The sequence below is a fragment of the Pseudomonas anguilliseptica genome (assembly GCF_900105355.1).
GTDB lineage: Bacteria > Pseudomonadota > Gammaproteobacteria > Pseudomonadales > Pseudomonadaceae > Aquipseudomonas > Aquipseudomonas anguilliseptica.
This window is the reverse complement of sequence record NZ_FNSC01000001.1, coordinates 3687818-3700443: the sequence shown is the minus strand read 5'-3', so window position 1 is coordinate 3700443 and position 12626 is coordinate 3687818. Positions and strand designations below refer to the sequence as shown.

The 12626-nt window shown below is 56.7% G+C and carries 11 protein-coding genes and 4 pseudogenes; 8 read left to right on the top strand and 7 right to left on the bottom strand.

Annotated features, from left to right (window positions below; translation table 11 throughout):
- Positions 1–76 precede the first annotated feature (76 nt).
- Positions 77–1852 carry an aspartate--tRNA ligase gene (gene aspS, locus BLW24_RS18080; RefSeq protein WP_090385246.1) on the bottom strand — a complete coding sequence of 592 codons (1776 nt, stop codon included), beginning with the start codon at positions 1850–1852 and terminating at the stop codon, positions 77–79.
- 292 nt (positions 1853–2144) lie between these two features.
- Here aspS and BLW24_RS18075 point away from each other — a divergent pair, with 292 nt between their 5' ends.
- The 3 genes and pseudogenes from BLW24_RS18075 to BLW24_RS18065 all read left to right on the top strand — a co-directional run.
- Positions 2145–3263 (top strand): HD domain-containing phosphohydrolase, encoded by a 1119-nt coding sequence (locus BLW24_RS18075; RefSeq protein ID WP_090385242.1) that lies wholly within the window; start codon positions 2145–2147, stop codon positions 3261–3263.
- A gap of 148 nt (positions 3264–3411) precedes the next feature.
- Positions 3412–3882 carry a Dps family protein gene (locus BLW24_RS18070; RefSeq protein WP_090385237.1) on the top strand — a complete coding sequence of 157 codons (471 nt, stop codon included), beginning with the start codon at positions 3412–3414 and terminating at the stop codon, positions 3880–3882.
- Between the two features lie 118 nt (positions 3883–4000).
- Positions 4001–4600: pseudogene (locus BLW24_RS18065) on the top strand (GGDEF domain-containing protein); the annotation flags it as partial.
- Positions 4601–4748: 148 nt separating this feature from the next.
- On the opposite strand, the pseudogene BLW24_RS18060 reads toward BLW24_RS18065, so the two are convergent.
- Positions 4749–5730, bottom strand: a pseudogene (locus BLW24_RS18060) (IS5 family transposase).
- A gap of 215 nt (positions 5731–5945) precedes the next feature.
- Positions 5946–6926, bottom strand: coding sequence for an IS5 family transposase (locus tag BLW24_RS18055; RefSeq protein ID WP_090375347.1), 981 nt, complete (start codon positions 6924–6926; stop codon positions 5946–5948).
- A 49-nt stretch (positions 6927–6975) separates the two neighbouring features.
- On the opposite strand from BLW24_RS18055, the pseudogene BLW24_RS18050 reads away from it, so the two are divergent.
- From BLW24_RS18050 to BLW24_RS26625, 3 genes and pseudogenes are all read left to right on the top strand, one after another.
- A pseudogene (locus BLW24_RS18050) lies at positions 6976–7461 on the top strand (GGDEF domain-containing protein); the annotation flags it as partial.
- Positions 7462–7516: 55 nt separating this feature from the next.
- Positions 7517–7948, top strand: a pseudogene (locus BLW24_RS27015) (cold shock domain-containing protein membrane protein); the annotation flags it as partial.
- Between the two features lie 57 nt (positions 7949–8005).
- A complete protein-coding gene (locus BLW24_RS26625) occupies positions 8006–8230 on the top strand; it encodes a cold-shock protein (RefSeq protein WP_244161286.1) in 225 nt (74 codons plus the stop codon).
- Between the two features lie 54 nt (positions 8231–8284).
- Here BLW24_RS26625 and BLW24_RS18040 read toward each other — a convergent pair whose 3' ends face one another.
- Positions 8285–8491, bottom strand: coding sequence for a SlyX family protein (locus tag BLW24_RS18040; RefSeq protein WP_090385221.1), 207 nt, complete (start codon positions 8489–8491; stop codon positions 8285–8287).
- Positions 8492–8494: 3 nt separating this feature from the next.
- Positions 8495–8920: an HIT family protein gene (locus BLW24_RS18035; protein ID WP_090385219.1), complete on the bottom strand. Its 426-nt coding sequence runs from the start codon at positions 8918–8920 to the stop codon at positions 8495–8497.
- A 139-nt stretch (positions 8921–9059) separates the two neighbouring features.
- Between BLW24_RS18035 and BLW24_RS18030 the strand changes: the two genes are divergently transcribed.
- Complete coding sequence (locus BLW24_RS18030) at positions 9060–10040, top strand: IS5 family transposase (RefSeq protein ID WP_090385217.1); 981 nt, start codon at positions 9060–9062, stop codon at positions 10038–10040.
- 419 nt (positions 10041–10459) lie between these two features.
- Here BLW24_RS18030 and BLW24_RS26025 read toward each other — a convergent pair whose 3' ends face one another.
- A complete protein-coding gene (locus BLW24_RS26025; protein ID WP_167360398.1) occupies positions 10460–10861 on the bottom strand; it encodes a hypothetical protein in 402 nt (133 codons plus the stop codon).
- 5 nt (positions 10862–10866) lie between these two features.
- Here BLW24_RS26025 and BLW24_RS18025 point away from each other — a divergent pair, with 5 nt between their 5' ends.
- The gene (locus BLW24_RS18025) at positions 10867–12120 is read left to right on the top strand and encodes an OprD family porin (protein ID WP_090385214.1); all 1254 of its coding nucleotides are present in this window, start codon (positions 10867–10869) and stop codon (positions 12118–12120) included.
- Between the two features lie 63 nt (positions 12121–12183).
- On the opposite strand, the gene BLW24_RS18020 is transcribed toward BLW24_RS18025, so the two are convergent.
- A complete protein-coding gene (locus tag BLW24_RS18020) occupies positions 12184–12591 on the bottom strand; it encodes a PaaI family thioesterase (RefSeq protein WP_090387791.1) in 408 nt (135 codons plus the stop codon).
- Positions 12592–12626: the final 35 nt, after the last annotated feature.

Genomic DNA, 12626 nt, shown 5'->3' with positions numbered 1-12626 from the left:
TTTCGAGGCGTGAGAGTTCGAGTCTCTCAGGCCGCTATAAAGAAGAAGCCTGGTAAACCAGGCTTCTTGTGACGCTTTATTCCGCTTTCGGCTGCTCGCGCAGACGAATGTGCAGTTCACGCAGCGACTTGTTGTCCACCTCACCCGGCGCCTGAGTCATGACGCAGGCCGCACTCTGGGTTTTCGGGAAGGCAATCACTTCGCGGATCGACTGCGCACCGGCCATCAGCATCACCAGGCGATCCAGGCCGAAGGCCAGGCCACCATGGGGCGGCGCACCAAACTTCAGAGCGTCGAGAAGGAAGCCGAACTTCTCCTGCTGCTCGTCTTCGCTGATGCCCAGAACGCGGAACACGGTCTGCTGCATGGCCTTGTCGTGGATACGGATCGAACCACCGCCCAGCTCGGTGCCGTTGAGCACCATGTCGTAAGCACGCGACAGCGCAGCGGCCGGGTTGGCCTCCAGCTCAGCCGGGGTGCACTTCGGCACGGTGAACGGGTGGTGCATGGCGGTCAGGCTGCCATCGTCGTTCTCTTCGAACATCGGGAAATCGACGACCCAGAGCGGCGCCCATTCACAGGTCAGCAGGTTGAGGTCGTGACCGAGCTTGATGCGCAGCGCGCCCAGGGCCTCGCTGACGATCTTGGCCTTGTCGGCGCCGAAGAACACGATATCGCCATCCACTGCACCGACGCGATCGAGGATCACATTGATATTGTCCAGCGGGATGTTCTTGACGATCGGCGACTGCAGACCTTCGACGCCATTGGCGCGCTCGTTGACCTTGATATAGGCCAGACCCTTGGCACCGTAGATGCCGACGAACTTGGTGTACTCGTCGATCTTGCTGCGCGGCATGCTCGCCCCACCCGGTACGCGCAGCGCGGTGACGCGGCATTTCGGATCGTTGGCTGGGCCGGCGAAGACCTTGAAATCAACATCCTTGAGCTGGTCGGCAACATCCACCAACTCCAGCGGGTTACGCAGGTCCGGCTTGTCGGAGCCGAAACGACGCATGGCTTCGGCCAGAGTCATATGCGGCAGCTCACCGAACTCGACGCCCAGCACTTCCTTGAACAGGTTGCGCACCATGGTTTCGGTGATGGCCATGATGTCTTTCTCATCGAGGAAGCTGGTCTCGATGTCGATCTGAGTGAATTCCGGCTGGCGGTCAGCACGCAGATCTTCGTCACGGAAGCACTTGGCGATCTGGTAGTAGCGATCGAAGCCCGCCACCATCAGCAGCTGTTTAAACAGCTGTGGCGACTGCGGCAGAGCGAAGAAGCTGCCGGCGTGGGTGCGGCTCGGCACCAGATAATCACGCGCGCCTTCAGGGGTGGCACGGGTGAGGATCGGCGTTTCCACGTCGAGGAAGCCGTTGTCATCCAGGTAACGACGGATGCTGCTGGTGATGCTCGAACGCAGTTTCAGCTTGGCCGCCATTTCCGGGCGACGCAGGTCGATAAAGCGATAACGCAAGCGGGTTTCTTCGCCGACGTCGGTGTATTCATTGAGCGGGAACGGCGGGGTTTCCGCTTCGTTCAGCACTTCAAGCTCATAGCCCAGCACTTCGATGGCGCCGGACGCCATGTTGGCGTTGCCAGCGCCAGCCGGACGCAGTCGCACCTTACCGGTGATCTTGACCACGTATTCACTGCGCACCTTGTCGGCAGTGGCGAAAGTTTCGGCACGATCCGGGTCGAATACCACCTGGGCCAGACCTTCACGGTCACGGATGTCGAGGAAAATCACCCCGCCATGGTCACGGCGGCGATGTACCCAACCGCAAAGGGTGACTTCCTGGCCGTCCAGGCTCTCGTTCAGTTGGCCGCAATAATGGCTGCGCATCATGGTGGTGCTCGCTTCTCTTGAGTCTTGAATTCGTTGGGCCGCAGTGACTGCGACGCTCGTTGGCCGGACAACCGGCTGGCGCAGGCGCCATTTTCCGCAATTGTGCTGCCTTTAAGGGGCGCGAAACGATCAGTGGCGCATACGCAGCCCACTATTCGCCCGACAAAACGCGGCAAAGCGCGGGATTATATATGGTTAAGCCGCCACTTGCAGCCGCCGCCCCACGCGCTTTTGCCAGCCCTTCCTATACTCAGCCATGCAGCTATTTGACTGTCGATAAGTGGAGAGGCTTATGGCCACGCCGAACCTGGCTGAAATACCCAGCGATTTGCTGGCCGACTTTCGCCTGGAATCCAGCGAACAATTCCAGCGTTGCGAGCAATTGCTGATCGAGCTTGAGCACGCCCCCGACGACCGCGAGCGCCTGCGCGAGCTGTTTCGCCTGGTGCATACCCTCAAGGGCAACCTGGGGTATATCGGCCTGGATTCGCTGATGAGCGTGCCGCAAGCCATGGAAGATGTGCTGTCGTGCCTGCGAGAGAGCCAATTGCATTTCGATAGCCTGCTGGGCGATATCCTCCTGCTAACTCTTGACCACCTGAAAGAACTCATTCAACACGCACTCGGCGGCCCGCCAGCACAGCTCAATACAGCCCAAAGCAGAGCGCTTAGCCAGGCTCTAAGCGCCCTGGCATTGGCACCAGCGACGCAACAAACCGGCATCCGCAGCGCACTGCTGCAACAACTCGACCCCAGCTCAAAGCCGCCTGCTGCCATTACAGCCGACGAACCTGCAGCTGCCGATTTGCTCAGACGCTACGGCATCGAACCCGACGCTGACCTGCTGTTCTTTGTCGACCTGATGCAAGCCAGCGAGCGCCGCTCGCATTTCTGGCAAGGACGCGGCCTGCGCCAGCTGGACCTAGGCCTGGCGATCAACCAGCTAGGCGGTAATCCGGAGCAACCCGAGCAATTGGCGGCAGCCATCTGCCTGCACGACCTGGGCATGGCCTTTCTACCGCTGGATATGCTGCACAAGGAGGCACACTTCAATCGCGAAGAACGCCGGCAGATGCAGTCACACCCGCGCCTGGCCTACGACCTACTCAAACGCATGCCGCGCTGGGACGCAGCAGCTGAAATCACTCTGCAACACCAGGAGCACGCTGACGGCAGCGGCTACCCCAAAGGACTCAAGGAAATTGAAACCAGCCCCGGCGCCCTGATTATCAACATCGTCGACACATTTGACGCCCGCACCCATGAGCGCGCTCACCAAACCTTGAACAAACGTCCGCTGCTACGCGCCATCCTGGAAATTAACAACCTCGCCGGACGGCAGTTCAGTGCACACTGGGTTGAGCTGTTCAACCAGACGCTGCAACAACACCCAGAGTTGGCGCATCGCTGAGCCGTAGAAAAATTGAACCCACGCCAAGCAATAGTCTCCAACCATCACTTTCATTGATATAAACCACGTTAAAGCTCGGTAAAGCCCATGGTAGTCTCTGCCCATTAGCGGGCAGCCAAGCCCCGAGCCACCTGAGAGGAGAAATGGTATGGACATCAACATCGGAATCGCCGAACAAGACCGCGCCGCCATCGCCGAAGGCCTGTCGCGCCTGCTTGCCGACACCTACACCCTGTACCTGAAAACCCACAACTTTCACTGGAACGTCACCGGCCCGATGTTCAACACCCTGCACCTGATGTTTGAAGGCCAGTACACCGAACTGTCGCTGGCTGTCGACCAGATTGCCGAACGCATCCGCGCCCTGGGCTTCCCGGCACCCGGCACCTACGCCGCCTACGCCCGCCTGTCCTCTATTAAGGAAGAGGAAGGCGTGCCGAACGCACAAGACATGATCAAGCAGCTGGTTCAAGGCCAGGAAGCTGTCGTGCGCACCGCTCGCGGCATCTTCCCCCTGCTGGACAAAGTCAGCGACGAGCCCACCGCGGACCTGCTGACCCAGCGCATGCAAGTCCATGAAAAAACCGCCTGGATGCTGCGCAGCCTCCTGGCAGCCTAGGTATATAGGCAAATAGACAAATCACGTAAAAGGCCCGTACCCACGGGCCTTTTGCTAGGCGCTTGCCCAGCAGCTGTTCTATGCTTTGGTCAATTGCAACTCGGCCACAGTGACGTGCATGAACAAACCCGCTAAAGCCCCCAGCATTCTGGAACTGTACCCCGAGGAAACCCGCGACGCTGCGGCGCTTCTGAAGAAGGCGGTACCGCTGATGATGCGCCACGACATTCCGCCCAACCCGGTGCATTACGCCCTCTGGTACACCTACAGCAAAGGCCTGGAACCCGAGCTCAATCGCCGCCTGGACAAAACCGTCACCGACTTTGACAGCTTCCCGCCGGAAACTGCGGCCAAGCTGTTTCGCGACTACATCATTCATGGCGAGCTCGAAGAAGCCCGTGCAGGCCAGCAACAAGTCATCGAACTAATCGATGACATTGAAGGCAACGTGTCACGCAGCATCACTGGCAGCCGCAACTACCAGGTCAGCCTGGAACAGGGCCTAGCGGCATTACAGGAACCCATCATCGATGACCTGCCGAATGTTCTGAACGAGCTGCAGCAAAGCACCCAACTGATGCAGGATCAGCAAGACAAATTCCTTTATCGCTTGAATGCCGCACAGCAAGAGATAAAGAGCCTGCGCAGCCAGCTAGAGCGCGCGCATGTTGCCGCAACACTGGACAGCCTGACTCAGGTTTTCAACCGCAACGCTTTTAGGGATCCTCTGAAGTAGCCATGCGTTTCAGGCCGACTTCAGCCTCCGCTGATTTTGAAAGCGGAAAATCGATCAAAAACGATCATATCATCCGCTTATTTTTGTGTTTTTAGCCGCCGCGAGCACCTCGCGGCGGCTATTGCCCATATTACGGGCGCACCTCTCCTGCAGTTGCCAGTAAATGTCTGCGTGCCATCCACAGGTTCGACAGCGCAAACAGCGTGACCAACTGCGCCGTGTTCTTGGCCAGGCCGCGGAAGCGCGTCTTCACATAGCCGAACTGCCGCTTGATCACCCGAAACGGGTGCTCGACCTTGGCGCGCACCTGGGCTTTGGCCTTCTCGATCTTGCGCTTGGCTTTGTATAGCGCGCTGCGCTTATCGAGTTTCTTGTAGGTGCTGCGGCGTGCCGCCACCTGCCAGATAACCTTCCGACCCTCATGCTCCGGACGCTTTTCCACACCGGTGTAACCTGCGTCGGTACAAACCACGTTCTCGTCGCCATGCAGCAGCTTATCCACCTGGGTGACGTCCGCCACGTTGGCCGCCGTGCCCACCACGCTGTGCACCAGTCCAGACTTGTCATCCACACCGATGTGGGCCTTCATGCCGAAGTAGTACTGGTTGCCCTTCTTGGTCTGGTGCATCTCCGGGTCGCGTTTACCGTCTTTGTTTTTGGTCGAGCTGGGCGCATTGATCAACGTCGCATCGACGATGGTGCCCTGGCGCAGGGACAGGCCGCGCCCCCCCAGGTAGCCGTTGATCACAGCCAAGATGCCAGCCGCCAGTTCGTTTTTTTTCCAGTACGCGACGGAAGTTGAGGATGGTGGTTTCGTCAGGGATACGCTCCAGGCTCAACCCGGCGAACTGCCGCAGAATGGTCGTTTCGTACAGCGCCTCTTCCATCGCAGGATCGCTGTAACCGAGCCAGTTTTGCATCAGATGAACACGCAGCATCGCCATCAACGGGTACGCCGGGCGACCGCCTTCACCCTTGGGGTAATGTGGATCGATCAGGGCAATCAAGCCCTTCCACGGCACCACCCGATCCATCTCGATCAGGAACAACTCTTTGCGGGTCTGCTTGCGCTTGCCGGCGTACTCGGCATCGGCGAAGGTCATCTGCTTCATCGGAAAACTCGGTGGGTGGCGTCCGAGCATTTTGCCAAAATCAGGAAGACTTATTCAGAGTTTCCTTAGGGATCCTCTGAAGTAGCCATGCATTTCTGGCTGACGTCAGCCTCTGCTGATTTCGAAAGTGATAAATCGATCAAAAACGATCAGATTACCGGCTCATTTCTGTGTTTTTAGCCGCCGCGAGCACCTCGCGGCAGCCATTTCCAGCATTACGGGCGCACCTCTCCTGCATTCGTCAGTAAATGTCGGCGCGCCATCCACAGATTTGACAGCGCGAATAAAGTCACCAGTTGCGCCGTGTTTTTGACCAGGCCACGGAAGCGCGTCTTCACATAACCGAACTGACGCTTGATCACCCGAAACGGATGCTCGACCTTGGCTCGCACTTGGGCCTTGGCCTTCTCGATTTTGCGCTTGGCTTTGTACAGCGCGCTGCGCTTACCGAGTTTCTTGTAAGTGCTACGCCGTGCTGCAACCTGCCAGATCACTTGACGGCCCTCATGCTCGGGGCGCTTCTCGACACCGGTATATCCGGCATCGGCCCCCACCATGTTTTCCTCGCCGTGCAGCAGCTTATCGACCTGGGTGACATCCGCCACGTTGGCGGCAGTACCCACCACGCTGTGCACCAAGCCAGACTCGTCATCCACCCCGATGTGCGCCTTCATGCCGAAGTAATACTGATTGCCTTTCTTGGTTGAGTGCATCTCAGGGTCACGCTTACCGTTCTTGTTCTTGGTTGAACTCGGCGCGTTGATCAGCGTGGCATCGACGATGGTGCCTTGGCGCAGCGACAAACCACGGTCACCCAGGTAGCCATTGATCACGGCCAGGATGCCGGCAGCCAGTTCGTGTGTTTCCAGCAAGCGGCGGAAGTTGAGGATGGTGGTTTCGTCAGGAATGCGCTCCAGAGTCAGCCCGGCAAACTGGCGTAGGATGGTGGTCTCGTACAGCGCCTCTTCCATCGCCGGATCGCTGTAACCGAACCAGTTTTGCATCAGATGCACTCGCAGCATCGCCATCAGCGGATAGGACGGTCGGCCGCCTTCACCCTTTGGATAATGCGGCTCGATCAAAGCGATCAACCCTTTCCATGGCACTACCCGATCCATCTCGATCAGGAACAATTCTTTGCGGGTCTGCTTGCGCTTGCCGGCATACTCGGCGTCGGCGAAGGTCATCTGCTTCATCGGAAAACTCGGCGGGTGGAGTGCGGATATTTTGCCAAAATCAGGAAGTCTTTTTCAGACCATCCTTAGTAGATTGCTGGAACAAACACTGAGCACTGAGCATGACGGCGTCGCTCTGGTGATGCTGGATATCGACCACTTCAAACAGTTCAACGACCAATACGGCCACCCTTTGGGTGATCGTGTACTGCAGCACGTTGGCCAGTTGCTGCGCGACCTCCTGCCCGTCCGCGCCATGGCCGCACGCTATGGCAGTGAAGAGTTCTGCATCATCCTGCGCGATTGCCTTGACAACGCTACGGCTTACGCTTTTGCCGAACAGCTACGCCTGAAGATCCAGTCACTGCGCATCAAAGTCCGCCGCACCGACGAAGTACTCGATAGCATTACCGCCTCTTTCGGCTTCACCCTTGCAGAGCAAGGCGATACGCTAGAAACCCTGCTCACCCGCGCCGACGACGCGCTTTACCAGGCCAAGCGCGATGGCCGCAACCAAGTAAGCCCTACCCCAAGCGAAACAGCCCTCAGTGCTTGATTGAGAACCCCACCTCTTTGCTGTTAAATACGCCCCGTGCCGCTGATCCGTACCCATGGCTCAGCGCATAGGCTGGTACCACGCGCTTTTACTCATCCCCTGCAGCACCCAATACGCGCAGCCAGCCCTTCCTGTCGATTCTTTAAATCAAGCGAGCTCATCGAACATGTTGAAAATTGTCCACCTTCTGACGGGCGCTCTCGCCCTGCTACTTTCTTTTGCCCCACACTTTGGCGACACACCACAACCACTCTTAGAACAACCCAGCGCACTCTGCCTTGCCCTGTACGGCCTGTTGAATCTGCTGCTTGCCCCACAACTGCCCATCTGGCACGCTGGCCTGCGCCATCAAGCGCAGAACCTGGTTTCCGCCTTACTGGTACTCGGCCCCCTGCTACAAGCCTTGATTCTGCTCGCCCCGCTCCCAGTAATCGCCAACCAACCGGCCAGCCTGTTCAGCCTGCTGATCATCGCTGCCGCCGTAGCCGTTCACCTGGCGACCAACCTGCGCCTTAAATCGCGCAACACCTCAAGCTCGCAAGACCTGGGCGACCGCGAAACAGGCACCGTCAAGTGGTTCAACACCTCGAAGGGGTTCGGCTTTATCTCCCGTGATTCGGGCGACGATATTTTCGTGCACTTTCGTGCCATTCGCGGCGAAGGCCATCGCGTACTGGTCGAAGGCCAGCGAGTAGAGTTTGCCGTGATGCAACGCGACAAAGGCTTACAAGCCGAAGACGTCATCGCTGCACTCCCCGTGCGACGCTAATCGCACAAACGCAAAAGGCCCGCACACCGCGGGCCTTTTGCGTTTTATAACCAATCAATAATGGGGCGGTGGCGCCTCATCCTCAGCTATACCGAACTGCGAACTCACCTCATCCTGACGCTTAATCAATGCTGCTACTTGCAACTGCAAGCGCTCCAAAAGTCGCTGCTGTGCCACCAACGCATCGTTGAGCGCCTGAATAGTGTCGTCCTGAAAAGCCAGCCGGCTTTGCAAATCGTTGATGCGCTCTTCTATTTCCACCAGTCAACTCTCAGCAAAACAAAAACCCCCGGTCAAAACCAGGCGTAAACGGGCTTTCAACGCAGCCAATTGCTCAGGCGTATAAGCCTGCGCCGGATGCTTACCCCAAACGGGCGCTGGCCAAGCCGCATCCTCGCAACGCCGCACGATGACATGCATATGCAGCTGACTGACCATATTGCCTAGGGTCGCAACATTCATTTTGTCTGCCGCAAAACAATCTTTGAGCACCTCGGCAAGTGCAGTGGTTTCCCGCCAAAGCTGCAGCTGATCGGCCGCATCCAACTGAAACAACTCACTGACATCTTCACGACGCGGCACCAAAATAAACCAGGGATACTGCGCATCATTCATCAACAGCAAACTGCATAACGGGTAATCACCCAACCAAACAGTGTCCTGCTGCAATCGCGAATCCAGAGCAAACATAACCATCTACCTTTAAGAAAAACCAACCACCTCAATTCTAGCTGAAATCGAACAGATCAAGCGGTGACATCTAAGGAAACTCTGAATAAGACTTCCTGATTTTGGCAAAATGCCCGGACGCCACCCGCCGAGTTTTCCGATGAAGCAAATGACCTTCGCCGATGCCGAGTACGCCGGCAAACGCAAGCAGACCCGCAAAGAGTTGTTCCTGATCGAGATGGATCGGGTGGTGCCGTGGAAGGGTTTGATCGCACTGATCGAACCGTATTACCCCAAGGGTGAAGGCGGTCGGCCGGCCTATCCGCTGATGGCGATGCTACGTGTGCACCTGATGCAGAACTGGTTCGGCTACAGCGACCCGGCGATGGAAGAAGCGCTGTACGAGACCACTATCCTGCGGCAGTTCGCCGGGCTGAGTCTGGAACGTATCCCCGACGAAACCACCATCCTCAACTTCCGTCGTCTGCTGGAGAAACATGAGTTGGCTGCCGGCATCCTGGCCGTCATCAATGGCTATCTTGGCGACCGTGGCCTGTCGTTGCGCCAAGGCACCATCGTCGATGCCACGCTGAACAATGCGCCGAGTTCGACCAAGAACAAGGACGGCAAACGCGACCCAGAGATGCACCAGGCCAAGAAGGGCAACCAATACTACTTCGGCATGAAGGCGCACATTGGCGTGGATGACGAGTCGGGGCTGGTACACAGCGTGGTAGGCACGGCGGCCAACGTGGCGGATGTCACTCAGGTCGACAAGTTGCTGCACGGCGAGGAAAACGTGGTGTGCGCCGATGCGGGTTATACCGGCGTCGAAAAGCGCCCCGAACATGATGGGCGCGAGGTGATCTGGCAGGTTGCTGCCCGCCGCAGCACCTATAAGAAGCTGGGTAAGAGCAGCCCGCTGTACAAAGCCAAACGCAAGATCGAGAAGGCCAAGGCCCAGGTGCGCACCAAGGTTGAGCACCCGTTCCGGGTGATCAAGCGTCAGTTCAGTTATGTAAAGACACGCTTCCGTGGCTTGGCCAAGAACACGGCGCAACTGATGACGCTGTTCGCGCTGTCGAACCTGTGGATGGCACGCCGACATTTACTGACCAATGCAGGAGAGGTGCGCCTGTAATGCGGGAAATGGCTGCCGCGAGCTACTCGCGGCGGCTAAAAACACAGAAATGAATGGGTAATCTGATCGTTTTTGATCGATTTGCCGCTTTCAAAATCGGCGGGGGCTGAAGTCAGCCAGAAATACATGGCTACTTCAGGCCGTCCCTAAGTCCTGACCAACCTACTGGCAGCCAAACCAAAGCCAGTAAACACCGGCAGCGCAGGATACGCCGAAGCTGAAAACACGGCACCCTCGACCACCCCACCCCACGCACCAATAGACAGCACACAACAGAACCACCTCAAACAAGCGCACCAAAACTGTTCCCTTCGGTAATCCCCACGCAGCAGCCAAATGCCACACGACCACCACATGACAGCAAGCGACTAAAAACAGAGCAGATGACGCCAACAAAAAACCTTTAGCTGACAATAAAATCAGGAATAACCGCTAAAAAACCATAAAAAAACCAATGCAAACCCCGAAAACCATGGACAGACAAGCAAAATCCAGGATAAAAATCTGGCCTTCCAGATTTTGTGCACGACTATTGCTAAGCAATCCATGATGAAGAGCACTGCACCGTTTAGCTGCCAAAAGCAACCAGCGAGCAGGCACAAAAATCCGTCAGCATTGACTTCTAGCACGCCAGCAGCATCTACAAAAATGCGACATGCTTCATAAGCTTTTGCGACACAGGCGTGAAGAAATCGTAATGAATAGATTGCAACTATCGCCAACATTGGCAGCGTGCTATAAGTTACCGCCGACACAAAAAGAAAGAGTCGTCCATATAACAACCAGCCGGACGGCGCAACTTTTCTAAACCAAAGGAGCAATCACGATGCAAGTGATGAAGTGGGGCGTAATCGCCCTCGCAGTAGCAGCGGGCAGCAGTCAAATGGCCATGGCTTCTAGCCAGTCAGAATCCAAGGGTTTCCTTGAGGACAGCACCCTCAACCTATTCAATCGCATTCTCTATCAGAATCGTGATTTCCGCTCTAGCGCCCCCCAGCGCAGCTCCCAGAGCTACCGCGAAGAGACAGGCCTCGGCATTCGTGTACTGGCTGAATCCGGCTTTACCCAAGGCACCGTGGGTGTTGGTGTAGACGCGCACAGCTTGAGCAGCATCAAGATTGATGGCGGTCGTGGCCACAAGGGTAACGGCCTGTTCGACACCACCAGCAACGGCCACAATGATGACACCCAGACTGAAGTCGGCGGCGCCATCAAGTTCCGCATCTCCGACACCGTACTGAAGCACGGCAACATGATGGTTGGCAGCCCAGTATTCTCCACAGACGACAGCCGCATCTTGCCTGAAGTTGCAACTGGTACCTTGCTGACCAGCAATGAAATCGGAGGCCTAGAACTGACTGCCGGCCGCTTTACTGCCATAAGCAGCCAGAAGAGCAGTGATCGCGACACCTTTGGCCTTAAAGAAATCAACATTGTTGGTGCTAGCTACAGCTTCACCGACGACTTCTCTGGCGCTATCCACCACTCTGACGCGGAAGACAACTTCAAGAAGACTTATGTCAACTTGAACTACAACCTGCCACTGGCAGAGTCTCAAGCTCTGAACTTTGACTTCAATGGTTATAAAACCAGCGGTGACGGCAAAGAGCTTCAGGGCGAAATGGATAACACCATCTGGAGCTTGGCAGCCGCTTACTCGATGGGCGCACACACGTTCACCGTGGCCCACCAGCGCTCTACTGGTGATACCAGCTATCGCTACGGCGACATTGACGGTAACGGCACCATCTGGCTGTCCAACTCCGTTCAATACTCCGACTTCAACCAAAAAGATGAAACCTCCTGGCAGGTTCGCTACGACGTCAGCATGGCTGAGTATGGCGTTCCAGGCCTGAGCTTCATGACTCGCTACACCATTGGCGACAACATCGATGTTGGCACTGATAACAATGCTGAAGAGCGCGAGCTGGATATCGAAGCCAAGTACGTAATCCAGGAAGGTGCTGCTAAAGACCTGTCCTTCCGTGTACGTAATGCCTTCTACCGCGCCGATAACTCGCTAGATGGCGACATCAACGATTTCCGCTTGATCGTTGAATACCCACTGAGCATTCTGTAATTCAGACTGCTTAGCTGGCAAGGAAAGCCCGACTTAGGTCGGGTTTTTTTGCCTGCAGAAAACCTACAGTGGCAACGCATAAGTCCCCGTCACATGCGCCACCAACTCCCCTTCATTGCCCTGCGAATAAACCGAAACCTCGCAAACAGCCTGGCGACGGCTCAGCCGCAATATCCGCGCTTGAGCCAACAGATCAACTGGCTTGGGTTTAACCAGAAAGTTGATATTCAAATTAGACGTCACGGCCATTTCCACTCGGCCGAGACTCCCCAGCACCACCGCATACATCGCCGCATCCGCCAACGCCATAATGGTCGGGCCGGACAAAGTGCCACCGGGGCGAATCAATTTGCTGTGAAATGGCACCCGCGCCAGCGCCCCCTCTTTATCCAACCGATCAATACACAAGTTAATGTCTTCCGCCATCGGCAGTCCTGCCCGAATCAGCGCCTGCACCTGTTCCGCCGTCAATTTCGACACACCCCCCTCCTTTTATAAGCACACCC

Bases quoted from the DNA above. Each gene is read 5' to 3' on its own strand.
- BLW24_RS18070 (WP_090385237.1), top strand. From the start codon at position 3,412: ATGGACATCAACATCGGAATCGCCGAACAAGACCGCGCCGCCATCGCC.
- BLW24_RS18030 (WP_090385217.1), top strand. From the start codon at position 9,060: ATGAAGCAAATGACCTTCGCCGATGCCGAGTACGCCGGCAAACGCAAG.
- BLW24_RS18075 (WP_090385242.1), top strand. From the start codon at position 2,145: ATGGCCACGCCGAACCTGGCTGAAATACCCAGCGATTTGCTGGCCGAC.
- BLW24_RS18035 (WP_090385219.1), bottom strand. From the start codon at position 8,920: ATGTTTGCTCTGGATTCGCGATTGCAGCAGGACACTGTTTGGTTGGGT.
- BLW24_RS18025 (WP_090385214.1), top strand. From the start codon at position 10,867: ATGCAAGTGATGAAGTGGGGCGTAATCGCCCTCGCAGTAGCAGCGGGC.
- aspS (WP_090385246.1), bottom strand. From the start codon at position 1,852: ATGATGCGCAGCCATTATTGCGGCCAACTGAACGAGAGCCTGGACGGC.
- BLW24_RS18055 (WP_090375347.1), bottom strand. From the start codon at position 6,926: ATGAAGCAGATGACCTTCGCCGACGCCGAGTATGCCGGCAAGCGCAAG.